Here is a 25,204-nt window from a genome sequence, read left to right on the forward strand (position 1 = left end):
TATAGGGGCTGACACCTGCCCGGTGCTGGAAGGTTAAGGGGAGCGCTTAGCTTACGCGAAGGTGCGAACCGAAGCCCCAGTAAACGGCGGCCGTAACTATAACGGTCCTAAGGTAGCGAAATTCCTTGTCGGGTAAGTTCCGACCCGCACGAAAGGTGTAACGACTTGGGCACTGTCTCAACGAGAGACCCGGTGAAATTATAGTACCTGTGAAGATGCAGGTTACCCGCGACAGGACGGAAAGACCCCGTGGAGCTTTACTGCAGCCTGATATTGAATTTTGGTATCGCTTGTACAGGATAGGTGGGAGCCTGAGAAGCCGGAGCGCCAGCTTCGGTGGAGGCGACGGTGGGATACCACCCTGGCGGTATTGAAATTCTAACCCGCACCCCTGATCGGGGTGGGAGACAGTGTCAGGTGGGCAGTTTGACTGGGGCGGTCGCCTCCCAAAGAGTAACGGAGGCGCCCAAAGGTTCCCTCAGAATGGTTGGAAATCATTCGTAGAGTGCAAAGGCAGAAGGGAGCTTGACTGCGAGACCTACAAGTCGAGCAGGGACGAAAGTCGGGCTTAGTGATCCGGTGGTTCCGCATGGAAGGGCCATCGCTCAACGGATAAAAGCTACCCCGGGGATAACAGGCTTATCTCCCCCAAGAGTCCACATCGACGGGGAGGTTTGGCACCTCGATGTCGGCTCATCGCATCCTGGGGCTGTAGTCGGTCCCAAGGGTTGGGCTGTTCGCCCATTAAAGCGGTACGCGAGCTGGGTTCAGAACGTCGTGAGACAGTTCGGTCCCTATCCGTCGCGGGCGTAGGAAATTTGAGAGGAGCTGTCCTTAGTACGAGAGGACCGGGATGGACGCACCGCTGGTGTACCAGTTGTCCCGCCAGGGGCACCGCTGGGTAGCTATGTGCGGAAGGGATAAGCGCTGAAAGCATCTAAGCGTGAAGCCCCCCTCAAGATGAGATTTCCCATCGCGTCAAGCGAGTAAGATCCCTCGAAGATGACGAGGTTGATAGGTCCGAGGTGGAAGCGTGGCGACACGTGGAGCTGACGGATACTAATCGATCGAGGACTTAACCAAGAAAAAGGTGAAGCCGAGCGTTCGCTTCTTTGCATGGATATCGGTTATCTAGTTTTGAGAGAACAAAAAAGTTCTTGACAGAACCGATAGGTTCGTTATAATCATATTTGTCCAATTCGATATCTTGCCTAGTGACAATGGCGGAGAGGTCACACCCGTTCCCATCCCGAACACGGAAGTTAAGCTCTCCAGCGCCGATGGTAGTTGGGGCCAGCGCCCCTGCGAGAGTAGGTCGTCGCTAGGCTTTATTTTATTAGGGAAGCATGTCCTGTTTATAAAATTTGTGGGACATGCTTTTTTGTTTGTAATTTGTTTTATTGTTGTGCTCAATTAAATAAGAGCATTATATTTTGTTTATGGGCTAATTACAGTAACCAATTTTTATGTATGTTGGATAATTTATTAATGAGCTGTAGCAGATGCTTAAAACCAACTTGTCGTTATAAAATGTAGATAAGTTTTGACTGATCGAGAACATAGACTTTTGCATGAAGCAGCATCCTTTTTTTCGCCTGGCTTATTGTTCGTAAATGTCTTGGCGAAAAAGATTCTGTGTGTTAGGTGATAAGATATGTTACTGTTCATTCTAGAAAAGAATTCTGTTTGTTTGAGATTGTTCCTTATGTAAGAAAATTTGTAAATATCCAGAGGATTTTAAAAAATATTAGAGAATTAGCCTATTTATTGGCGTGTTTTTGTTTCATTTTTTTCAAAAACGGCAATCATATTATTGGCATTAATTTGTTACTTTCTTGCATTTTTCTTCAATTCGCTATATAGTAAAGGTAAGGTCAAATATAGTCAAAGTCAACTGCGTATGCAAGGAGGAGGTAGAGTGCGAAATATCTCTGATATCATTGAACAATATTTAAAACAAGTACTAAATATGAGTGATAAAGAAATTGTAGAAATTAAGCGAAGTGAAATTGCCGATAAATTTCAATGTGTTCCTTCACAGATTAACTATGTCATCAATACACGTTTTACATTAGAACGAGGATATATTGTTGAGAGCAAGCGTGGCGGTGGCGGATACATTCGAATTATGAAAGTAAAAACAAAAAGTGAGGCGCAATTAATTGATCAGCTGTTGGAGCTCATCCAACATCGGATTAGCCAATCCAATGCTGAAGATATTATTCGTCGTTTAGTGGAGGAAAAAGTAATTTCAGAGCGTGAAGCGAACATTATGCTCAGTGTTATGGATCGTTCGGTACTGTATATTGATTTACCGCAGCGCGATGAGTTAAGAGCCCGAATGTTAAAAGCGATGTTAATATCATTGAAATATAAATAGGGGAGAGGTGAAAACATTGATATGTCAAGAGTGTAAACAAAGACCGGCAACGATGCATTTTACCAAAATTATCAATGGCGAAAAGACAGAATTTCACCTTTGTGAGCACTGTGCCCAAGAGCGTGGGGAAATGTTTATGTTTCCTGACAATACAGGCTTCTCTATTAATAACTTGTTAGCCGGTTTACTTAATCTCCAATCTCCGATAACAGAAGCGAAGCCGAGCGCGTTTCAAAGCCCTAACATTTTACAATGTGAGCGCTGTAATATGACGTATGAACAATTTACAAAAATAGGAAGATTTGGTTGTTCCCATTGTTATTATACATTCTCACGCCAGTTACAACCAATACTGAGACGGCTTCATAGCGGCAACACTACGCATGCTGGAAAGATCCCAAGACGCACTGGTGGTACGATTCATATTCGAAAACAACTTAATCAATTAAAGCAAAAACTCCAAGAGCTAATAGTTAAGGAGGAGTTTGAAAAAGCGGCCGAAGTTCGTGACCAGATTCGCGTTCTTGAGTCTCAGCTAAGTGAACGTGGAGAGGGGGATCTGTAATCTTATGTCGCTTGAGAAATTTTTGAATACAGCGGTCAGCTCTTGGATGAGTCAAGAAGGACCTGATTCCGATATTGTGCTAAGCAGCCGAATTCGATTAGCAAGAAACATCGCTGATTTTCGATTTCCGACTGTTTTTAACCCTACAGAAGCACAGCAAATTGTCGAGTTGTTTGAAAATACTTTTTCAAATCAATTGTATCATTCAATTGGACGATTTGAACTTTTAAAAATGAATGAACTTCAGCCAATTGAAAAAAGGGTATTGGTAGAAAAACATTTAATTAGTCCCCATTTAGCAGAAGATTCGCCATTTGGAGCATGCTTGCTTTCTGAAAACGAAGAAGTAAGCATTATGATTAATGAAGAAGACCATATTCGTATTCAATGTTTATTTCCTGGATTTCAATTAACGGAAGCGTTACAAGTAGCTAATGGGCTTGATGATTGGATTGAAGCGCATGTCAATTATGCATTTGATGAAAAAAGAGGTTATTTAACAAGTTGTCCTACAAACGTAGGTACAGGGTTGCGTGCCTCTGTGATGATGCATCTTCCTGCTCTCATTTTAACACAACAAATGAATCGGATTATTCCAGCGATTAACCAGCTTGGGTTAGTCGTACGAGGAACGTATGGAGAAGGCAGTGAAGCATTGGGGAATATTTTTCAAATATCTAACCAAATCACATTAGGAAAATCAGAAGAGGATATTGTTGAAGATTTAAAAAGTGTTGTTCAACAGTTAATTGCCCAGGAAAGAATGGCAAGAGAGGCATTAGTCAAAACTTTAAACATACAATTAGAAGACAGAGTCTTCCGTTCTTACGGGATATTAGCGAATAGTCGGGTCATTGAGTCTAAAGAAGCCGCACAATGTTTGTCTGATGTACGCTTAGGAATCGATTTAGGATATATTAAAAACATTTCGCGCAACATTTTAAATGAGCTCATGATTCTAACACAGCCGGGCTGTTTGCAACAATATGCAGGGGGAGCGTTAAGACCAGAGGAACGGGATGTTCTTAGAGCAACATTAATTCGTGAACGTTTAAAAATGGAAGAGAAAAAAGCAATGGAGGATGATGAATGATGATGTTCGGCAGATTTACGGAACGGGCGCAAAAAGTGTTAGCTTTAGCACAGGAAGAAGCCGTACGCCTTGGGCATAATAATATTGGGACGGAGCATATTTTATTAGGATTGATTCGTGAAGGAGAAGGTATTGCCGCGAAAGCGTTAACGGCTTTAGGATTAGGTCCTGATAAAATTCAAAAAGAGGTGGAAGCGCTAATTGGTCGTGGGCATGAATCCTCCCAAACGATTCATTATACGCCGCGTGCCAAAAAAGTCATCGAGCTTTCCATGGATGAAGCAAGAAAACTAGGGCATTCTTATGTAGGGACAGAACATATTTTGCTTGGATTAATTCGTGAGGGAGAAGGTGTCGCTGCGCGCGTTCTTAACAATTTAGGAGTAAGTCTCAATAAGGCTCGTCAACAAGTTCTTCAGCTGCTTGGAAGCAACGAGTCCGTTTCCGGTCATCAAGGTGGAGCCGCTTCCCATGTGAGTACGCCAACATTGGATAGTCTTGCGCGCGATTTAACAGCAATCGCTCGGGAAGGTAGCTTGGATCCGGTCATTGGTAGAAGCAAAGAAATTCAACGTGTCATTGAAGTATTAAGCCGACGCACGAAAAATAATCCTGTTTTAATCGGGGAGCCCGGCGTTGGAAAAACAGCGATTGCAGAAGGATTAGCGCAACAAATCGTAAACAATGAAGTACCGGAAACACTTCGCGATAAGAGAGTGATGACGCTCGATATGGGAACAGTGGTTGCCGGTACAAAATATCGCGGTGAATTTGAAGATCGTTTAAAAAAAGTGATGGATGAAATTCGACAAGCTGGAAATATTATTTTGTTTATTGACGAGCTTCACACCTTGATTGGTGCAGGTGGCGCAGAAGGAGCAATTGATGCTTCCAACATTTTAAAACCGTCTCTAGCTCGCGGAGAATTACAATGTATCGGGGCAACAACATTAGATGAATATCGCAAATATATCGAAAAAGACGCTGCGTTAGAACGCCGTTTCCAACCGATTTATGTCGATGAGCCAACGGTAGAAGAATCAATCCAAATTTTAAAAGGATTGCGTGACCGTTATGAAGCGCATCATCGCGTGTCGATTTCCGATGAGGCTATTGTTCAAGCGGTGAAATTATCGGATCGTTACATTACAGATCGTTTCCTCCCAGATAAAGCGATTGACTTAATTGATGAGGCTTGCTCAAAGGTGCGCCTTCGCTCATTTACCACTCCGCCAAACTTAAAGGAGCTTGAACAAAAATTAGAGGAAGTTCGCAAAGAAAAAGATGCCGCTGTTCAAAGCCAAGAATTCGAAAAAGCCGCTTCATTGCGCGATACTGAGCAACGTTTGCGCGAGCAGCTTGAAGAAACGAAACGAGCGTGGAAAGAAAAACAAGGTCAAGAAAATTCAGAAGTAACGGTTGAAGATATCGCGATGGTTGTATCAAGCTGGACAGGAATCCCAGTGGCAAAATTAGCACAAACGGAAACAGAACGGTTATTGAAGTTAGAGGAGATTTTACATTCGCGTGTCATCGGTCAAGAAGAAGCAGTGAAAGCAGTAGCGAAGGCGGTGCGTCGCGCTCGTGCGGGATTAAAAGATCCGAAGCGCCCAATTGGTTCGTTTATTTTCTTGGGCCCAACAGGTGTAGGAAAAACAGAGCTGGCAAGAGCGTTAGCAGAAGCAATGTTTGGTGATGAAGATGCTTTAATTCGGATTGACATGTCTGAATATATGGAGAAACACTCAACGTCTCGTCTTGTTGGTTCACCTCCTGGATACGTAGGATACGAAGAAGGTGGTCAGTTAACGGAAAAAGTGCGCCGTAAACCATATTCGGTCGTTTTGTTAGATGAGATGGAAAAAGCCCATCCGGATGTATTTAATATTCTTTTACAAGTATTAGAAGATGGTCGCCTAACGGATTCTAAAGGCAGAACGGTTGATTTTCGCAATACCATTGTGATTATGACGTCAAATGTTGGTGCCGATGCGCTAAAACGAAATAAATATGTCGGCTTTAATGTTCAAGACGAAACCCAAAAATACAAAGACATGAAAGAAAAAGTCATGGACGAGTTGAAAAAAGCGTTCCGTCCAGAATTTTTAAACCGTATTGATGAGATTATTGTGTTCCATTCATTAGAAAAACAACATTTAACCCAAATCGTGAAGCTAATGGCAGAACAGCTTATCAAACGCTTAAAAGAACAAGACATTGATTTAGAATTGACTCAAGCAGCGATCGAAAAAATTGCTGAACAAGGATATGATCCTGAATACGGTGCACGTCCATTGCGCCGGGCGCTGCAAAAGCATATTGAAGATCGCCTATCTGAAGAGTTGCTAAAAGGAACGATCGGAAAAGGGCAGAAGGTTGTTGTCGATGTAAAAGACGGACAGTTTGTTATTTTATCTGGGCAGACAGTTTAATAACCTCTGAGGTATGCGGCAACCCGTTGGCGCATACCTTTTCTTTTATGGTAATTTTTGGTTAGGAAAGGAAATAAGATAAATGGGAAAGAAAAAAACAAAGTTTGTTTGTCAAGAATGCGGGTACGAGTCGGTCAAATGGATGGGAAGATGCCCGGGATGTTATACATGGAATTCTATGGTAGAGGAAGTAGAGCGAGCAAAACCAACAACGAGGGGAGTGTTCGTTCATTCGTCTCCCGATACAATTTCTAAGCCGGTACCGATTACCACAGTGACGACAACACAAGAGCCGCGCATACAAACAGATCTGTCTGAATTGAACCGCGTGTTAGGCGGGGGCATTGTCAGAGGCTCTCTTGTCTTAATTGGCGGTGATCCAGGGATCGGAAAATCAACGCTTCTTTTGCAAGTTTCGGCACAACTCGCGATGAAACAAAATAAAGTGTTATATATATCTGGTGAAGAATCGGTCAAACAAACGAAATTACGGGCAGATCGCCTTCATGTTTCATCTAATGAATTGTATGTGTTAGCAGAGACGGATTTAGAATATATTGCGGAGGCGATTGAGGTAATCAATCCTGCCTTTGTCGTTATTGATTCAATTCAAACGGTGTATCGTTCGGAAATTACGTCAGCTCCCGGAAGTGTGTCCCAAGTGCGCGAATGCACAGCAGAGCTAATGAAAATCGCGAAGACAAAAGGGATTGCCATTTTTATCGTCGGTCATGTGACAAAAGAGGGGGCAATTGCCGGACCGAGAATTTTAGAGCATATGGTTGATACCGTGCTTTATTTTGAAGGGGAACGTCATCATACGTACCGCATTTTACGAGCGGTAAAAAACCGCTTTGGTTCCACCAATGAAATTGGCATTTTTGAGATGAGAGAAACCGGTTTATTGGAAGTGGAGAATCCGTCCGAAGTATTTTTAGAGGAGCGTTCACGAGGAGCGGCAGGGTCGACAGTTGTTGCCTCTATGGAAGGAACCCGGCCTGTGTTAGTAGAAATTCAAGCATTAATTTCACCGACGAGTTTTGGAAATCCGCGGAGAATGGCGACGGGAATAGACCATAACCGCGTCTCTTTGTTAATGGCAGTACTTGAAAAACGCGTCGGGCTACTTCTCCAAAACCAAGATGCTTACTTAAAAGTGGCAGGCGGCGTCAAATTGGATGAACCGGCGATTGATTTAGCGATTGCTGTAAGCATTGCCTCCAGTTTTCGTGATCAGCCTACGAATCCTTATGATGTTATTATCGGTGAAGTCGGCTTAACAGGGGAGGTCCGCCGCGTTTCCCGCATTGAACAACGCGTACAGGAAGCAGTAAAATTAGGATTTCATCGTATTATTATTCCAAAAAACAATGTAGGCGGATGGAATGTACCAGCAGGAGTAGAAATCATCGGCGTGTCTCACGTTGCCGAAGCGCTTGAATACACATTAGGAAGCAAGTAAGTGATAGAAAGGTTACAAATGTGTATCAAATGTTTAAAAAAGATTAAAAACTGTCGTTATAATTGGTTTCAAACAATGGAAACTGTTTATAATGTAGTAGAGGAGGTGAAGAAATGGTAAAACGAATTGTTCAATTGTTTTTTCTCGTTATTGGAGGAACGTTAGGGGTTATTTTTCTGCCGAACTTATTTCAATTATTGAAGCTCGATGACATTGCCATTTTAAATAGCCCGTACATGTTGGCTATTGTAGGGGCGCTTATTTTCTTTATCATCACTTTTTGGTTAGTTGATTATGTAGTAGAGCTTATTCGCTGGGTTGAAGAATCGCTGGTGAAAGCACCTGTCACCGATATTTTATTTGGAAGCTTAGGGCTCATTTTCGGATTAATTGTCGCGTTTTTAGTTGTAATGCCGCTTAAAGCGTTTCAATTTCAAGTCGTTAATACGGTGTTGCCCGTGTTTTTAACCATTTTGCTTGGCTATTTAGGGTTTCAAGTTGGATTTAAGAAGCGACACGAATTAATGAATTTATTTTCCCTTTCTAATCGCATGTCTAAGAAAAAAGGAACAGAGGAAGAAAGTGAAAACCAAAAAAATCGTTCCTTAAAAATTCTTGATACAAGTGTTATTATTGATGGACGGATTGCTGATATTTGCCAAACAGGATTTTTAGAAGGGACGATCGTCATTCCGCGGTTTGTATTAGAAGAATTGCAGCATATTGCCGATTCGTCCGATGTGCTAAAAAGAAACCGTGGTCGTCGTGGTCTTGATATTTTAAATCGCATTCAAAAGGAATTGGACATGAAAGTCGAAATTTATGAAGGCGATTTTGACGATATTCAAGAAGTCGATAGCAAATTAGTCAAACTTGCAAAATTAACATCAGGAGTTGTCGTCACTAACGATTTTAATTTAAATAAAGTGTGTGAGTTGCAAAATGTGCGCGTACTCAATATTAATGATTTAGCAAATGCAGTCAAGCCAATCGTTCTTCCTGGGGAAGAACTGAATGTTCAAGTGATTAAAGATGGGAAAGAACATAATCAAGGAGTAGCCTACTTGGACGATGGTACGATGATCGTTGTGGAAGATGGAAAAGAGTATATTGGAAAACGGGTTGACGTATTGGTCACAAGCGTGTTACAAACATCAGCAGGAAGAATGATTTTTGCGAAGCTAAAGCTTTTGCAAAAGGCGTTATAGGGGAGCAGTTAGGAGAATCGGTTATGGAATATCAGGTAGTGATTCCTGCGGCAGGGCAAGGAAAACGGATGAAGGCTGGGATGAACAAACAATTTATCGAGCTTCATCATCAGCCTATCATTGTGCATACATTAAAAGTATTTGAGCAAGACGATTGGTGTCAAGGAATTATTGTTGTCATTAATGAGGCAGAGAGAGAGCAATTTCATACTCTGTTCGAGCAATTTCCAATCAAAAAAGTGGTTTCTATGGTAAGCGGCGGCGCAGAACGGCAACATAGCGTGTATAATGGATTAAAAGCGGTCAAAAACAGCGAGATTGTACTTATTCATGATGGTGCGCGCCCGTTTATCACGATGGAAAAAATACATGAGCTTGTGAAAGAAGCTGAGGAGCATGGTGCCGCAATTCTCGCCGTGCCCATGAAAGACACTGTAAAAAGAGCTTTCGATGGATTTGTTGCTGAGACAGTGGAACGCTCTAGCTTGTGGGCTGTACAAACTCCACAAGCTTTTCGTATTTCCCTTGTTCTAGAAGCCCACGAGCAAGCAAGAAAAGACGGATACGTAGGAACAGATGATGCGAGTCTCGTTGAGCGCATGGGTAAGAAAGTTAAAATTATTGAAGGGGACTATCGCAACATTAAACTAACGACCCCCGATGATTTATTGTTTGCTGAAGCCATTTTATCAAATTGGCCAAGCTGCTAAAGAAGAGGAGTGAATATATGTTTCGGATTGGTCAAGGATTCGATGTTCATCAGTTAGTAGAGGGGCGCCCTCTCATCATTGGAGGTATTCACATTCCTTATGAAAAAGGGTTGCTCGGACATTCTGATGCGGATGTGTTATTACATGCGATTGCCGATGCTTGTTTAGGAGCGATTGGCGCAGGAGATATTGGAACGCATTTTCCTGACACTGATGAACAGTATAAGGATGCTGATTCCGCTTTGCTTTTGCAGCATGTATGGAAGTTAGTGAAGCAAGAAGGATATGAACTTGTGAATATCGACTGTACGATCATCGCACAAAAGCCGAAAATGGCTCCGCATATTGAGAAAATGAAAGAAAGAATTGCTCAACTGCTAGAAGGAGAGTTGTCTCAAGTCAACGTAAAAGCGACGACAACAGAAAAGCTGGGTTTCACTGGTCGCGAAGAAGGAATTGCCGCTCAAGCGGTCGTTTTATTACAGAAGAAATAATCTGTTTTGAACTTTGTACTGATATAATGTTAAAATAACGGTACATAGTTTGATTATTGGAGGGTCATTGACAATGTCACAAGAAGTCAGAGTACGATATGCGCCGAGTCCAACAGGCCATTTACATATTGGTGGAGCTAGAACGGCTCTATTCAATTATTTATTTGCTCGTCATCACAACGGGAAATTTATTGTTCGAATCGAGGATACCGATATCGAGCGGAACGTAGAAGGCGGAGAACAGTCCCAGCTCGAGAATTTAAAATGGTTGGGAATTGAGTATGACGAGTCGATTGACAAAGACGGCGGGTACGGCCCTTACCGGCAAACAGAGCGCCTCGATATATATCGTCAATACGTGAACGAACTATTAGAGAAAGGATATGCGTATAAATGTTTCTGCACGCCTGAAGAATTAGAGCAAGAGCGTGAAGCGCAAAAAGCAGCAGGGATTGCGGCTCCACAATATAGCGGAAAGTGCCGCCATTTAACCCCAGAGCAAGTGGCGCAGTTCGAAGCGGAAGGAAAACCGTATACGGTTCGCATTAAAGTGCCGGAAGGAAAAGTGTACGAGTTTGAAGATATGGTGCGCGGGAAAGTGTCATTTGAATCAAAAGATATCGGCGATTGGGTTATTGTCAAAGCCAATGGCATTCCAACATATAATTTTGCCGTTGTCATTGATGACCATTTAATGAAAATTACCCATGTATTCCGTGGTGAAGAGCATTTATCGAATACACCAAAGCAGCTCATGATTTATGAATACTTCGGTTGGGAAGCGCCAACGTACGCGCATTTAACGTTAATCGTAAACGAAAATCGTAAGAAATTATCTAAACGCGATGAGTCAATCATCCAATTTGTTTCACAATATAAAGAGCTCGGTTACTTGCCGGAAGCGATGTTTAATTTCTTTGCACTGTTAGGCTGGTCACCAGAAGGGGAAGAAGAAATTTTTACGAAAGAAGAGCTAATCCGTATATTTGATGTATCACGCTTATCGAAATCTCCTTCGATGTTTGATAAGCAAAAGTTGACATGGATGAATAACCAATATATCAAAAAGCTTGATTTAGACCGATTGGTAGAGCTATCTCTTCCTCACTTAATTAAAGCGGGACGTTTGCCGGAACAGATGAGCGAACAGCAGCGAGAATGGGCTCGTAACTTGATCGCTTTATATCAGGAGCAAATGAGCTATGGAGCCGAAATTGTGGAACTATCCGAGCTGTTCTTTAAGGAAGAGATTGAGTATAATGAGGAAGCAAAAGAAGTATTAGCAGAGGAACAAGTTCCAGAAGTGCTCAAGGCATTTTTAGAAGAAATTAAGCAGTTAGAGCCGTTTACAGTCGATGGCATTAAGGCAGCGATTAAGTCGGTGCAAAAAGCAACGGGACAAAAAGGGAAAAAATTATTTATGCCGATTCGGGTCGCAACAACGGGACAAACCCATGGTCCTGAACTTCCTCTCGCTATCCAACTATTAGGAAAAGAAAAAGTTGTGAGCCGTTTAGAAAAAGCGATTCGTTAACCATTTTGTTTATTTGATAATATACTAAAAAAAGTAAATAGCACGTAAAGCGTTGACGAGGAGAAGTAAAAAACATTGGCATTACAGAGAGAATCACCTTGGCTGGAAGTGATTCATGTTCGATGTTTTTGAAATGCCCCTCGGAGCCTCCTTTCGAACCAGAGACGTTCTGTAGTAGAATGGAGCGGATGTCCTTCCGTTATCAGATTCGAGTGAGCTAAACAAATCGTTTAGCTAAACAGAGTGGAACCGCGCTATTTGAGCGTCTCTGTGTGATCAACACAGAGACGCTCTTTTAGTATGTTTCTAATTCATGTTGTTAACATGGAGGGAGGATTATGTTTAAAACATTAAAAGAAGATATTGAAGTAATTTTTGAGCAAGATCCAGCAGCAAGAAGTTATTTAGAGGTCATTCTTACGTATTCAGGGCTTCATGCGATTTGGGCTCATCGCATTGCCCATGCGTTGTATAAACGGAAATTTTACTTTATTGCGAGACTGATCTCGCAAATTAGCCGTTTTTTCACAGGCATTGAAATTCACCCCGGTGCGAAAATTGGTCGGCGCTTTTTTATCGACCATGGCATGGGTGTCGTGATAGGGGAAACATGTGAAATTGGTGATAACGTGACGGTTTATCAAGGAGTCACATTAGGCGGGACAGGGAAAGAGAAGGGCAAGCGGCATCCAACGATTAAAGACAACTGTTTGATTTCGGCAGGAGCAAAAGTATTGGGTTCCATTACGATTGGAGAGAATTCAAAAATAGGGGCGGGATCTGTAGTATTAAAAGATGTGCCACCAAACTCGACAGTAGTGGGGATCCCAGGACGGGTGGTCGTACGTAACGGGGTCAAAGTGAAAAAAGATTTAAATCATACCGATTTACCAGACCCAGTTGCTGATCGGTTAAAAGAGCTAGAGGCAGAAATTGAAAAATTACGAAACGAAATCAGAGCTTTAAAGGAAGGGAAGGTTCAAGATGAGCAGCATTCGGCTTTATAATACGATGACGAGGAAAAAGGAAGTGTTTGAACCGATAGAACCTAACAAAGTTAAAATGTATGTATGCGGTCCGACTGTCTATAACTACATTCATATTGGAAACGCCCGGGCCGCTATCGTGTTCGATACCATTCGTCGCTATTTAGAGTTTCGCGGTTACGATGTTCAATATGTTTCTAATTTTACTGACGTCGATGATAAATTAATTAAAGCAGCAAGAGAGTTAGGAGAGGATGTTCCGACTATTGCGGAGCGGTTTATCCGAGCGTATTTCGAAGACGTATCCGCGTTAGGATGCAAAAAGGCGGACGCTCATCCGCGTGTGACAGAAAATATTGATATCATCATTGAATTCATTGAAAATTTGATTGAAAAAGGCTATGCATACGAAGTAGACGGCGATGTGTATTACAAAACGCGAAAGTTTGCTGAGTACGGAAAACTTTCTCATCAATCGATCGATGAGTTGCGGGCAGGAGCGCGTATCGAGGTCGGGGAAAAGAAACACGATCCACTTGATTTTGCCTTATGGAAAGCCGCGAAAGAAGGGGAAATTTCTTGGGATAGCCCGTGGGGAAAAGGAAGACCGGGTTGGCATATTGAATGTTCAGCCATGGCGCGCAAATATTTAGGTGACACGATTGATATTCATGCAGGAGGGCAAGACTTAACGTTCCCACACCATGAAAATGAAATTGCCCAATCGGAAGCATTAACAGGAAAACCGTTTGCGAAATATTGGCTGCATAATGGTTATCTTAATATTAATAACGAAAAAATGTCAAAATCACTTGGCAACTTTGTGCTCGTTCATGACATTATTAAGCAAATTGATCCACAAGTATTACGGTTTTTTATGCTCTCTGTCCATTATCGTCATCCAATTAATTACAGCGAGGAATTGTTGGAAAGTACGAAAAATGGTTTAGAACGATTAAAAACATCCTATTTCAACTTAAAACATCGTCTTGCAAGCAGCAGCAATTTAACAAATGATAATGATCAGTGGCTTCAAAAAATTCAACAATTGCGCGAGGCTTTCATTCGAGAAATGGACGATGATTTTAATACAGCTAATGCGATTGCAGTATTATTTGAGTTATCTAAACAAGCGAATTTATATTTGCTTGAGAAGAATACCTCCGAAAAAGTGATTCATGCCTTTTTACATGAGTTTGAGCAGTTGCTGGATGTATTAGGAATTACATTGCAGGAAGAAGCTCTGCTAGATGAGGAAATTGAAGAATTAATTCAAAAGCGGAACGAAGCGCGAAAAAATCGCAACTTTGCCTTAGCTGACCAAATTCGTGACGAATTAAAAGCCAAAAATATTATTTTAGAAGATACTCCACAAGGAACGAGATGGAAAAGAGGATAAGAGCCAAATGAATCTTTTACAGGCCATTAAAGATGTAAAACAATTAAACGGATTAGCTCTTGCTTATATCGGTGATGCCGTTTATGAGCTGTATGTCCGGCATCGCCTCCTTTCCAAAGGAAACGTAAAACCAAATGAGTTACATAAACAGGCAATCCGATACGTGTCGGCTAAAGCGCAAGCAAAAATTATGTTAGCATTATTAGAACAAGAGGTATTAACAGAAGATGAACAGGCGGTTATGCGCCGCGGTCGAAATGCCAAGTCCGCTACCGTTCCGAAAAATACCGATGTACAAACGTATCGATATAGCACAGCTTTTGAAGCGCTCATTGGCTATCATTTTTTAGGAAATAACAAAAATCGAATGGAAGAACTCATTCGTTATTCTTTCGACATTATCGAAAGCGAGGAAAGGAAGTTGTAAAGATGGATTTTATTATTGGGAAAAATCCTGTGATCGAAGCGCTAAAGTCAGAGCGAGAAATCAATAAAATTTGGATTGCAGAAGGAGTGCACCGAAGCACAATTCAACCCATTATTCAATTAGCAAAGCAAAACGGCGTGCTCGTGCAATATGTCCCAAAAAAGAAACTTGACCAAATGGTAGAAGGAAGTCACCAAGGGATTGTTGCCCAAGTTGCTGCGTATCGTTATTACGAGATGGATGATTTGTTTCAACGTGCTGCCGAAAAAAACGAGCCGCCTTTCTTTTTAATCTTAGATGAGTTAGAAGATCCGCATAATTTAGGTTCGATTATGAGAACAGCAGATGCTGTAGGGGCGCATGGGATTATTATTCCAAAACGCCGTTCGGTTGGTTTGACAGCCACCGTTGCCAAAGCCTCGACAGGTGCGATTGAATATATTCCAGTGGCGCGAGTGACAAATTTGGCACGAACGATTGACGAGTTAAAGGAGCGCGGCGTTTGGATTGTTGGAACAGATGCAAAAGCAAACGATGATTATCGGTCGTTGGATGGAACGATGCCGCTAGCGCTTGTCATTGGTAGTGAGGGAAAAGGGATTGGAAGATTAATTTTAGAAAAATGCGATTTTTTATTTCGCCTTCCGATGAGAGGACATGTTACATCTTTAAATGCATCTGTAGCTGCTAGCTTGCTAATGTATGAGGTGTATCGCAAACGTTATCCTTTAGGAGAATAAATGATATGGATATCCTCATTGTTGATGGATATAACATCATTGGTGCTTGGCCAGAGCTGCGCAAACTTAAAGAGGAGGATGATCTTGCGTCAGCGAGGGATTTGTTAATTTCCAAAATGGCTGAGTACCAAGGATTTACCGGTTATAAAGTCATTATTGTTTTTGATGCACACCTCGTACAAGGAATCGAGAAAAAATATAAAAATTATCAAGTAGAGGTCATTTTTACAAGAGAAAACGAGACGGCGGACGAGCGGATTGAAAAACTAGCGAAAAGTTTAATCAATGTTCGTACAAAAGTGTATGTTGCTACATCTGATTATACGGAGCAATGGGCTATTTTTGGACAGGGTGCATTGCGAAAATCAGCGAGAGAGCTCCTTATAGAAATGGAGACCATTGAGAAAAATATTTCAAAAAAAGTGAAAATAATTCAAGAAAAAAAGCCGCTATCAAAAATTCCTTTAACCGACGAAGTTGCGAGAATTTTTGAAAAATGGAGAAGAGGCGAAAAATGAGCGGTTGACGCTGTAAAAATTTGTACTGTATAATAATTCTAGCGATTTGTGCGGTCGGGGGGATCGGCGTGGGCGAAGGCTTCAAAGGAAAAGCGGAGAAGTACGAACGTTTTGAGGACGAGGAATTAGTTGAGCTTGTTCATCAGGGGGATGGCGATGCGTTAGATTTTCTCATTCATAAATACCAAAATTTTGTACGTGCCAAAGCGCGTTCGTATTTTTTAGTAGGAGCGGATCGGGAAGATATTATCCAAGAGGGGATGATTGGTTTATATAAAGCGATTCGTGACTTTAAAGAGGACAAGCTTACCTCTTTTAAGGCGTTTGCTGAGCTATGTATTACAAGACAAATGATTACCGCTATTAAAACAGCGACAAGGCAAAAACACATCCCTCTCAACTCCTATGTCTCCCTTGATAAACCAATCTATGATGATGAATCAGATCGAACGTTAATGGATGTCATTTCTGGAACAAAGGTGATGGATCCCGAAGAATTAATTATTAATCGTGAAGAAGTGGATGATATTGAAGTAAAAATGGCCGAGCTGTTAAGTGATTTAGAACGCAAAGTGCTCGTTTTATATTTAGACGGTCGTTCTTATCAGGAAATTTCTGAAGAGCTTAACCGTCACGTCAAATCAATTGATAATGCGCTTCAGCGAGTGAAACGAAAACTAGAAAAATATTTAGAGTGTCGAGAAATTAGTTTATAAAATTTGTTTTGCGTTTCCAAAGACGATGGAAAACGCTTCTCATAATAGTCATTGACACAGGAAATACGTGTATGTTAAATTTTTAAAGACGTATGTAGAACGGTGGGACGTATATGCGCAAAAAAGTCATATTAGCATGCAGCAAGTGTAATAGCCGTAATTATTCAACGATGAAAAATACGGGAAATCTCCAAGAACGCCTTGAGATGAATAAATTTTGCAAAGTTTGTAACATGCATACCCTCCACCGTGAAACAAAATAAATCTTTGCACCCTGATACGATAATAAGAAATCGTAAAGGCAGCTTTTAAGTTGTTGGAGGTTACTGATCATGCAGCGAATAACAAAATTTTTTAGCGAAGTTGTGCGTGAGATGAAGAAAGTCAGTTGGCCAAAGCGTAAGGAACTGATTAATTATACGATTACAGTGTTAGCAACTGTGGCGTTTATGTCGGTATTTTTTGCGGTGGTTGATTTGGGAATTTCTTCATTAATTCGTTTTGTGTTTGAATAAGTCTCGATTTCATATGGTATAATGAAAAATAATCATAGACACTAGAAAGCCCGGAAACGGGTTTTTGTTTTGTTTATAAAAGGAAATCGTTTTGGGGAGGGAAAGGACATTTAAGTCCCAATCAATGGAAAAAAACTGGTATGTCATTCATACGTATTCAGGCTATGAAAATAAAGTGAAAGCGAACTTAGAAAAAAGAGTAGAGTCAATGGGGATGCAAGATAAAATTTTCCGTGTTGTTGTTCCTGAGGAAGAAGAGACGGACACAAAAAACGGGAAGCAAAAGGTGACAAAACGGAAAGTATTTCCAGGATATGTGTTAGTTGAGATGGTTATGACAGATGATTCTTGGTATGTTGTGCGTAACACGCCAGGAGTTACAGGATTTGTTGGCTCAAGTGGAGCGGGTTCAAAACCAACGCCGCTGCTTGAAGAAGAAGTGAACGCTATTTTAAAACGGATGGGAGTTCCGTTATCACAACTTGATGTTGATTACGAATTAAAAGAAACGGTACAAGTAAAGGAAGGACCTTTTGCGAACTTTACAGGTACGATTGAAGAGATCGATGTAGACAAGCAGAAAGTAAAAGTGCTTGTCAACATGTTCGGACGTGAGACACCAGTAGAGCTGGACTTTTCACAAATTCAAAAAATATAATATGAAACAACTTGCATTCAAACAAGAAAAGTGATAATATTTTAAAGTCGGTATGTCTCACAGACAGAGACAAATATCGTAAAAATAACGGTTTGTTTAAAAAGCGATGAACTTATGCGTGATGTATAAGGGAGCTATGTATATCTTTCGATAGGACATGATCTCTCAAGGTGTGAATTGAGAGGAAATAGGGTGAAGGGTTACATCCTTATGACAGAATAATGTTTCATAGCATTATTCGTAACCTAATGAGTGGGAGGGGCAACCCCTAATACCACATCACGGACTTAAGGAGGTGTGTCTCGTGGCTAAAAAAGTAATTAAAGTCGTGAAATTACAAATCCCTGCAGGTAAAGCGAACCCGGCACCACCAGTTGGTCCAGCCTTAGGTCAAGCTGGTGTAAATATTATGGGATTCTGTAAAGAGTTCAACGCTCGTACAGCTGACCAAGCAGGTTTGATTATTCCTGTTGAAATTACGGTGTATGAAGACCGTTCATTTACATTTATTACGAAAACTCCGCCTGCTGCTGTATTGTTGAAGAAAGCAGCTGGTATTGAGTCTGGTTCTGGTGAACCAAACCGTAATAAAGTAGCGACAATCAAACGCGACAAAGTGCGTGAGATTGCTGAGACAAAAATGCCAGACTTAAACGCGGCGAGCATTGAAGCTGCTATGCGCATGGTTGAAGGTACAGCCCGCAGCATGGGTATTGTTATCGAAGACTAATGTGTATGAAGAGCTGGCTGTGGAAGGTTGCGACTACAAGGGTTTATCCTTTTCGCAACCTTTATTCGTGGGAGGTCATTCCGCTAAAACCACAATGAGGAGGAAATTTACATGGCGAAAAGAGGAAAAAAATATTTAGAAGCGGCAAAGCTTGTTGACCGCTCTAAAGCGTATTCTGTAACTGAAGCAATCGAGCTTGTAAAGAAAACAAATGTTGCTAAATTTGATGCGACTGTTGAAGTTGCGTTCCGTTTAGGGGTAGATCCGAAAAAAGCAGATCAACAAATCCGCGGTGCTGTTGTGTTGCCACACGGAACGGGTAAAGTTCAACGTGTGCTCGTATTCGCTAAAGGTGAAAAAGCGAAAGAAGCAGAAGCTGCGGGTGCGGATTATGTAGGCGATACAGATTATATCAACAAAATCCAACAAGGTTGGTTTGATTTTGATGTCATCGTAGCAACTCCTGATATGATGGGCGAAGTTGGTAAATTAGGACGCATCCTAGGTCCTAAAGGATTAATGCCAAACCCTAAAACAGGTACCGTTACATTTGACGTAGAGAAAGCAGTAAAAGAAATTAAAGCTGGTAAAGTGGAATACCGTGTTGACAAAGCAGGTAACATTCATGTTCCAATCGGTAAAGTTTCTTTTGACAATGACAAGTTAGTAGATAACTTCACAACCATTTACGAAACGATTTTAAAAGTGAAGCCAGCTGCAGCGAAAGGTACTTACGTGAAAAACGTAACGGTTACTTCAACTATGGGACCTGGCATTAAAGTGGATCCTTCTACATTTGTTGTAGCACGATAAATCAGGGTTGACTTTTCAAATCCTGTTTAGTATGATAGATTTTGTCTGAAAAGAGAATATCATTTGTACCGTAGACAGTAGGTGCTCGAATGAGCTTAATTTCCTACCGAGGTGTTTGAACGTATAGAAAAGTGTATCGTCATACACTTTATAGTACCTCCATGTCTACGTAGGCATGGAGGTTTTTTGTGATGCGGTATAAGTGGTGTTTCATTTTAACTTCTACAGGAGGTGTAAAAATGAGCAGCGCAATCGAACTCAAAAAACAGACTGTCGCGGAAATTGCTGAAAAACTCCGCGCGAGCAAATCAACGGTTATCGTAGACTACCGCGGTCTTAGCGTTGCTGAAGTCACGGAGCTTCGTAAACAACTTCGCGAAGCGGGCGTTGAGTTTAAAGTGTATAAAAATACGCTAACACGTCGCGCAGCTGCTGAAGTTGGATTAGAAGGATTAAACGAAGTTCTTACTGGACCAAACGCGATTGCGTTCAGTAACGAAGATGTAGTAGCGCCTGCAAAAATTTTATATGAATTCGCAAAGAAAAATGAAGCACTAGAAATTAAAGCAGGTGTCATCGAAGGCAACATTGCAACAGTAGAAGACGTAAAAGCACTTGCATCCCTTCCTTCTCGCGAAGGCTTGCTTTCTATGTTGCTTAGCGTTCTTCAAGCACCTATCCGCAACTTTGCTCTTGTTGCAAAAGCTGTTGCAGATAAAAAAGAAGAACAAGGTGCTTAATCCCATTTTTCTATATGGAATCGAATAAAAATCATGATTAAGGAGGAACATGACCATGACGAAAGAACAAATTATTGAAGCGGTTAAAAATATGACTGTTTTAGAGTTAAACGAATTAGTAAAAGCAATTGAAGAAGAGTTCGGTGTAACTGCTGCTGCTCCTGTAGTAGTTGCTGGTGGTGCTGCTGCTGGTGGCGACGCTGCTGCTGAGAAAACAGAATTCGATGTTATTCTTGCTGATGGCGGCGCACAAAAAATCAAAGTTATCAAAGTTGTTCGTGAAATCACTGGCCTTGGCTTAAAAGAAGCAAAAGATTTAGTTGACAACACTCCAAAACCAGTTAAAGAAGGCGTTTCTAAAGAAGAAGCTGAAGAAATCAAAGCGAAACTTGAAGAAGCTGGCGCTAGTGTAGAAATTAAGTAATTATGTCTAGATGTTAAAAAGCTCGCTCATAGTAGCGGGCTTTTTTATTGGACAGAAATGGGTATGATGAATAATATAGAAAACGTAATGAAAAGGTGATGTCATTTGAGTGAACATTATTATTCGAAAACTCCATCTTCTTCGAGTAATCCACAAACATGGAAATTTACGTTAAGGGGGAACGAATTTACTTTTACAACCGATAGTGGTGTGTTTTCAAAACGAGAAGTGGATTTTGGTTCGCGTTTATTAATTGAGGCATTTGAAAATCCGGAAGTCGAAGGGGATTTCTTGGATGTGGGATGTGGTTACGGTCCGATTGGTTTAGCGATCGCAAAATCTTTTTCGGAACGCCGTGTAGAAATGATTGATATTAACGAACGAGCTGTTGAGTTAGCTAATCAAAATAAGCAAATCAATCACATTGACAATGCGTTCGTCTACCAAAGTGATTTGTTTGACCAAGTGGGAGATAAAATGTTTGCAGCAATTTTGACGAACCCGCCGATTCGTGCTGGAAAAAATGTGGTTTATTCCATTTTCGAACAAAGTATGGCTCATCTCCATCCTCAAGGAGAACTGTGGGTTGTTATTCAGAAAAAACAAGGTGCCCCTTCAGCGCTTGAAAAATTACAATCTTTATTTCCTGATGTAGAAGTGGTCAAAAAGAAAAAAGGATATTATATCATAAAGGCGAAAAAACGTTGACAGCTTTTTTTGTTTATGATACCATTATAAAATGCCAAATGTGTAGCCTCAATCGGATATCAAATATGTAATAGGTATAATTTTACCCTTAATGGGAAAAATTATAAAATCAATAAATAGGTGAAAATGTGGTTTTCTTCATAGAAACCATTTTTCTTTTGTCTGATAGTAAGGCAAACATGTTGAGGGTTACCTTCGATTTTATTAATGCTTGAATTTGAGGGGTGAATCAGTTGACAGGTCAACTAGTTCAATATGGACGACACCGCCAACGAAGAAGTTACGCGCGTATTAGTGAAGTATTAGAATTGCCAAATCTTATCGAAATTCAAACTTCCTCTTATCAATGGTTTCTTGATGAAGGTTTGCGGGAAATGTTTAAAGAAATTTCCCCAATTGAAGATTTTGCCGGAAACCTTTCCCTTGAATTTGTTGATTATAGCTTAGGCGAACCAAAGTATTCTGTTGAAGAAGCAAAAGAACGGGATGTTACATATGCTGCACCACTCCGTGTTAAAGTTCGCTTGATTAATAAGGAAACAGGTGAAGTGAAAGAGCAGGATGTCTTTATGGGAGACTTCCCTCTTATGACAGAAACAGGGACGTTCATCATCAACGGTGCTGAACGTGTTATTGTTTCCCAGCTTGTTCGCTCACCAAGTGTATATTATAGCGGTAAAGTCGATAAAAACGGAAAACGAGGTTTTTCCGCGACAGTCATTCCAAACCGCGGTGCATGGCTTGAATACGAAACCGACGCAAAAGATGTTGTGTATGTACGCATTGACCGAACTCGTAAACTACCTGTAACTGTACTGCTCCGTGCTCTTGGGTTTGGATCTGATCAAGAAATTATCGATTTAATCGGTGATAATGAGTATCTTCGCAATACCCTTGAAAAAGATAATACGGAAAGCACGGAAAAAGCGTTGATTGAAATTTATGAGCGCTTACGCCCAGGTGAACCACCAACGGTTGAAAACGCAAAAAGTCTATTAATTTCTCGCTTCTTTGATCCAAAACGTTATGACTTAGCGAGTGTAGGACGCTATAAAATCAATAAAAAACTTCATATTAAGAATCGACTCTTTAACCAACGTCTGGCTGAAACACTTGTGGACCCAGAAACAGGCGAGATTATTGCTGAAAAAGGTACGATCATCGACCGCAGAACATTGGATCGAATCTTGCCGCAATTAGAAAATGGAGTTGGTTTTCGCGTCTACAAGCCTTCCGGTGGCGTTGTAGATGAAGAGTTTACGTTGCAATCAATTAAAATTTATTCGCCGGATGATCCAGATGGCGAACAAATTATCAATGTGATTGGTAACGGCTATATTGCGGAGGATGTAAAGCACATTACGCCGGGGGATATTATTGCTTCCATTAGCTATTTCTTTAACTTGCTACATGGGGTAGGAGATACAGATGACATTGACCATTTAGGAAATCGTCGTCTCCGCTCTGTTGGTGAGCTATTGCAAAACCAATTTAGAATTGGATTATCACGAATGGAACGCGTTGTGCGTGAGCGTATGTCGATTCAAGACACAAATACGATTACACCGCAACAACTGATCAACATTCGTCCTGTGATTGCGGCGATTAAAGAGTTTTTCGGCAGCTCGCAACTTTCACAGTTCATGGATCAAACGAACCCGCTTGCGGAATTAACACATAAACGTCGTCTTTCTGCACTAGGACCAGGTGGTTTAACTCGCGAACGTGCTGGCTTTGAAGTGCGTGATGTTCACTATTCTCACTATGGCCGCATGTGTCCGATTGAAACACCAGAGGGTCCGAACATCGGGTTAATTAACTCGCTTTCTACGTATGCGAAAGTGAATAAATTCGGGTTCATCGAAACGCCATACCGTCGTGTTGACCCTGAAACAGGAAAAGTGACAAATCGCATTGACTACTTAACAGCCGACGAAGAAGATAACTATGTGGTTGCCCAAGCAAATGCGCGCATTGCTGAAGATGGAACGTTTTTAGATGAAGATATTGTTGCGCGTTTCCGCGGTGAGAACATCGTTGTCAAACGCGATCGTGTGGACTACATGGACGTATCACCAAAACAAGTTGTATCAGCAGCGACAGCCTGCATTCCATTCTTAGAAAATGACGACTCTAACCGCGCATTGATGGGGGCGAACATGCAGCGTCAAGCGGTGCCGCTTTTAGAGCCAGAAGCACCGATCGTTGGTACAGGAATGGAGTATGTATCAGCGAAGGATTCCGGAGCTGCTGTTATTTGCAAACATAGAGGAATCGTAGAAAGAGTCGAGGCGAAAGAAATTTGGGTTCGTCGCCTAATTGAAGTCGATGGTCAAGAAGTCAAAGGCGATCTTGATAAATACCGCCTTTTGAAATTCGTTCGCTCTAACCAAGGAACATGTTACAACCAACGTCCGATTGTGAAAAAAGGCGATATCGTAGAAAAAGGCGAAATTCTTGCAGACGGTCCATCCATGGAAAAAGGAGAACTTGCACTTGGCCGTAACGTGCTTGTTGCCTTCATGACATGGGATGGATATAACTACGAAGACGCTATTATTATGAGCGAACGGCTTGTTAAAGAAGATGTGTATACATCCATTCATATTGAAGAATATGAATCTGAATCTCGCGATACAAAACTTGGGCCAGAGGAAATTACACGCGATATTCCGAACGTCGGTGAAGATGCGTTACGCAACTTGGATGAACGCGGTATCGTTCGCATTGGTGCAGAAGTGAAAGACGGTGATTTGCTTGTCGGTAAAGTTACGCCAAAAGGGGTAACGGAACTGACTGCAGAGGAACGTCTACTCCATGCTATTTTCGGCGAAAAAGCTCGTGAAGTACGCGATACATCGCTTCGTGTACCACATGGTGGCGGCGGTATCGTATTGGATGTTAAAGTCTTCAATCGAGAAGACGGAGATGAACTCCCACCGGGTGTAAACCAGCTTGTGCGTGTTTACATCGTTCAAAAACGGAAAATCTCTGAAGGAGATAAAATGGCTGGGCGCCATGGTAATAAAGGGGTTATCTCAAGAATTTTACCAGAGGAAGATATGCCGTTCTTGCCTGATGGTACACCGATCGATATCATGTTAAACCCATTAGGGGTACCTTCACGTATGAACATCGGACAGGTGCTTGAATTACATCTCGGTATGGCAGCGAAAAAGCTTGGTCTTCATGTCGCGTCTCCTGTATTTGACGGTGCTCGCGAAGAAGATGTATGGGCGATTTTAGAAGAAGCGGGAATGGCTCGTGACGGGAAAACCGTTCTTTACGATGGAAGAACAGGCGAACCGTTTGATAACCGCGTATCTGTTGGGATTATGTATATGATTAAACTTGCTCATATGGTCGACGATAAGCTTCATGCTCGTTCGACAGGACCATACTCACTTGTTACGCAACAACCGCTTGGTGGTAAGGCGCAATTTGGTGGGCAGCGCTTCGGTGAGATGGAAGTTTGGGCGTTGGAAGCTTATGGTGCTGCTTATACGTTACAAGAAATCCTTACTGTTAAATCAGATGATGTCGTCGGTCGTGTGAAAACATATGAAGCCATCGTCAAAGGCGAAAATGTTCCGGAACCAGGCGTTCCAGAATCATTCAAAGTATTAATTAAAGAATTGCAAAGTTTAGGAATGGATGTAACGATTCTTTCTAGCGATGAGAAAGAAATTAACATGGAAAACTTTGATGAGGATGATGACGTCCAACCAGCTGATTCAGTGACGGTAGGGATGGACACAGCTGAAAAGACAGAAGAAAAAGATGTTGTAACAAAAGAGTAAGCTATTTTCACTATCGCCGATCGTCTGTTCCGCAGCCCCCTGATTATGACAAGGGTTCAATCCTCTGTTTGCGGTGGGCTGTGGAACAAAAATAAACGTGCTAACTTCAATCGTGTAACGGTTTTAAAAGCAATAAGGGTAAAACCTAGAGA

At 41.5% G+C, this 25,204-nt stretch carries 24 protein-coding genes, 2 rRNA genes and 2 other annotated features (1 of these 28 running past the window's edge); all 26 genes read left to right on the forward strand.

Translation table 11 applies throughout. The features are described 5' to 3' along the window. Positions 1-1,083, forward strand: a 23S ribosomal RNA gene (locus ISX45_RS16155); it begins 1,844 nt to the left of the window's first position. Positions 1,084-1,210: 127 nt separating this feature from the next. After that, positions 1,211-1,327 (forward strand): 5S ribosomal RNA (gene rrf, locus ISX45_RS16160). A gap of 591 nt (positions 1,328-1,918) precedes the next feature. After that, complete coding sequence (locus tag ISX45_RS16165; protein WP_181557461.1) at positions 1,919-2,380, forward strand: CtsR family transcriptional regulator; 462 nt, start codon at positions 1,919-1,921, stop codon at positions 2,378-2,380. Positions 2,381-2,396: 16 nt separating this feature from the next. After that, positions 2,397-2,945, forward strand: coding sequence for a protein-arginine kinase activator protein McsA (locus tag ISX45_RS16170; protein WP_194519412.1), 549 nt, complete (start codon positions 2,397-2,399; stop codon positions 2,943-2,945). 4 nt (positions 2,946-2,949) lie between these two features. Beyond that, entirely contained in the window at positions 2,950-4,038 is a 1,089-nt protein-coding gene (locus ISX45_RS16175) for a protein-arginine kinase McsB (protein WP_181557459.1), read from the forward strand. After that, a complete protein-coding gene (clpC, locus tag ISX45_RS16180) occupies positions 4,038-6,470 on the forward strand; it encodes an ATP-dependent protease ATP-binding subunit ClpC (protein WP_181557462.1) in 2,433 nt (810 codons plus the stop codon). The genes ISX45_RS16175 and clpC overlap by 1 nt, the downstream gene beginning before the upstream one ends. An 82-nt stretch (positions 6,471-6,552) precedes the next feature. Then, entirely contained in the window at positions 6,553-7,932 is a 1,380-nt protein-coding gene (gene radA / locus ISX45_RS16185; RefSeq protein ID WP_181557458.1) for a DNA repair protein RadA, read from the forward strand. Positions 7,933-8,045: 113 nt separating this feature from the next. After that, positions 8,046-9,140 carry a PIN/TRAM domain-containing protein gene (locus ISX45_RS16190; RefSeq protein WP_181557457.1) on the forward strand — a complete coding sequence of 365 codons (1,095 nt, stop codon included), beginning with the start codon at positions 8,046-8,048 and terminating at the stop codon, positions 9,138-9,140. 23 nt (positions 9,141-9,163) lie between these two features. Then, positions 9,164-9,850, forward strand: a complete 687-nt coding sequence (gene ispD / locus ISX45_RS16195) for a 2-C-methyl-D-erythritol 4-phosphate cytidylyltransferase (RefSeq protein WP_181557456.1) — start codon at positions 9,164-9,166, stop codon at positions 9,848-9,850. A gap of 17 nt (positions 9,851-9,867) precedes the next feature. Beyond that, positions 9,868-10,344 carry a 2-C-methyl-D-erythritol 2,4-cyclodiphosphate synthase gene (ispF, locus tag ISX45_RS16200; RefSeq protein ID WP_181557455.1) on the forward strand — a complete coding sequence of 159 codons (477 nt, stop codon included), beginning with the start codon at positions 9,868-9,870 and terminating at the stop codon, positions 10,342-10,344. Positions 10,345-10,417: 73 nt separating this feature from the next. Beyond that, positions 10,418-11,878 (forward strand): glutamate--tRNA ligase, encoded by a 1,461-nt coding sequence (gene gltX / locus ISX45_RS16205; RefSeq protein ID WP_181557454.1) that lies wholly within the window; start codon positions 10,418-10,420, stop codon positions 11,876-11,878. Positions 11,879-11,921: 43 nt separating this feature from the next. After that, positions 11,922-12,151 (forward strand) — a binding site (T-box leader). A 65-nt stretch (positions 12,152-12,216) separates the two neighbouring features. After that, the gene (cysE, locus tag ISX45_RS16210; RefSeq protein WP_181557453.1) at positions 12,217-12,885 is read left to right on the forward strand and encodes a serine O-acetyltransferase; all 669 of its coding nucleotides are present in this window, start codon (positions 12,217-12,219) and stop codon (positions 12,883-12,885) included. Next, a complete protein-coding gene (gene cysS, locus ISX45_RS16215; RefSeq protein WP_194519413.1) occupies positions 12,863-14,263 on the forward strand; it encodes a cysteine--tRNA ligase in 1,401 nt (466 codons plus the stop codon). The genes cysE and cysS overlap by 23 nt, the downstream gene beginning before the upstream one ends. Positions 14,264-14,270: 7 nt before the next feature. Then, complete coding sequence (locus tag ISX45_RS16220; protein WP_194519414.1) at positions 14,271-14,690, forward strand: Mini-ribonuclease 3; 420 nt, start codon at positions 14,271-14,273, stop codon at positions 14,688-14,690. A 2-nt stretch (positions 14,691-14,692) separates the two neighbouring features. Beyond that, entirely contained in the window at positions 14,693-15,430 is a 738-nt protein-coding gene (rlmB, locus tag ISX45_RS16225) for a 23S rRNA (guanosine(2251)-2'-O)-methyltransferase RlmB (protein WP_194519415.1), read from the forward strand. A 5-nt stretch (positions 15,431-15,435) separates the two neighbouring features. Beyond that, a complete protein-coding gene (locus ISX45_RS16230; RefSeq protein WP_181557449.1) occupies positions 15,436-15,948 on the forward strand; it encodes an NYN domain-containing protein in 513 nt (170 codons plus the stop codon). 68 nt (positions 15,949-16,016) lie between these two features. Beyond that, a complete protein-coding gene (gene sigH / locus ISX45_RS16235) occupies positions 16,017-16,664 on the forward strand; it encodes an RNA polymerase sporulation sigma factor SigH (RefSeq protein WP_181557448.1) in 648 nt (215 codons plus the stop codon). A 113-nt stretch (positions 16,665-16,777) separates the two neighbouring features. After that, entirely contained in the window at positions 16,778-16,927 is a 150-nt protein-coding gene (rpmG, locus tag ISX45_RS16240; RefSeq protein ID WP_194519416.1) for a 50S ribosomal protein L33, read from the forward strand. Positions 16,928-16,996: 69 nt separating this feature from the next. Then, positions 16,997-17,179, forward strand: a complete 183-nt coding sequence (gene secE, locus ISX45_RS16245; RefSeq protein ID WP_181557446.1) for a preprotein translocase subunit SecE — start codon at positions 16,997-16,999, stop codon at positions 17,177-17,179. Between the two features lie 124 nt (positions 17,180-17,303). Continuing rightward, positions 17,304-17,837, forward strand: a complete 534-nt coding sequence (nusG, locus tag ISX45_RS16250; RefSeq protein WP_181557445.1) for a transcription termination/antitermination protein NusG — start codon at positions 17,304-17,306, stop codon at positions 17,835-17,837. Between the two features lie 304 nt (positions 17,838-18,141). Continuing rightward, entirely contained in the window at positions 18,142-18,567 is a 426-nt protein-coding gene (rplK, locus tag ISX45_RS16255) for a 50S ribosomal protein L11 (RefSeq protein WP_027410223.1), read from the forward strand. A gap of 111 nt (positions 18,568-18,678) precedes the next feature. Further along, positions 18,679-19,380, forward strand: coding sequence for a 50S ribosomal protein L1 (gene rplA, locus ISX45_RS16260; protein WP_181557444.1), 702 nt, complete (start codon positions 18,679-18,681; stop codon positions 19,378-19,380). A gap of 50 nt (positions 19,381-19,430) precedes the next feature. Further along, positions 19,431-19,577, forward strand: a sequence feature (ribosomal protein L10 leader region). A 42-nt stretch (positions 19,578-19,619) separates the two neighbouring features. Further along, entirely contained in the window at positions 19,620-20,120 is a 501-nt protein-coding gene (gene rplJ / locus ISX45_RS16265; protein ID WP_194519417.1) for a 50S ribosomal protein L10, read from the forward strand. Between the two features lie 55 nt (positions 20,121-20,175). Next, the gene (gene rplL / locus ISX45_RS16270) at positions 20,176-20,544 is read left to right on the forward strand and encodes a 50S ribosomal protein L7/L12 (RefSeq protein ID WP_181538847.1); all 369 of its coding nucleotides are present in this window, start codon (positions 20,176-20,178) and stop codon (positions 20,542-20,544) included. A gap of 105 nt (positions 20,545-20,649) precedes the next feature. Further along, complete coding sequence (locus ISX45_RS16275) at positions 20,650-21,252, forward strand: class I SAM-dependent methyltransferase (protein WP_181557442.1); 603 nt, start codon at positions 20,650-20,652, stop codon at positions 21,250-21,252. A 233-nt stretch (positions 21,253-21,485) separates the two neighbouring features. Continuing rightward, on the forward strand, positions 21,486-25,052 hold the full coding sequence (rpoB, locus tag ISX45_RS16280; protein ID WP_181557441.1) for a DNA-directed RNA polymerase subunit beta: 3,567 nt from the start codon (positions 21,486-21,488) through the stop codon (positions 25,050-25,052). Positions 25,053-25,204 lie beyond the last annotated feature (152 nt).

Origin of the sequence: Thermaerobacillus caldiproteolyticus, assembly GCF_015326725.1 — a bacterium.
Taxonomy (GTDB): domain Bacteria; phylum Bacillota; class Bacilli; order Bacillales; family Anoxybacillaceae; genus Thermaerobacillus; species Thermaerobacillus caldiproteolyticus.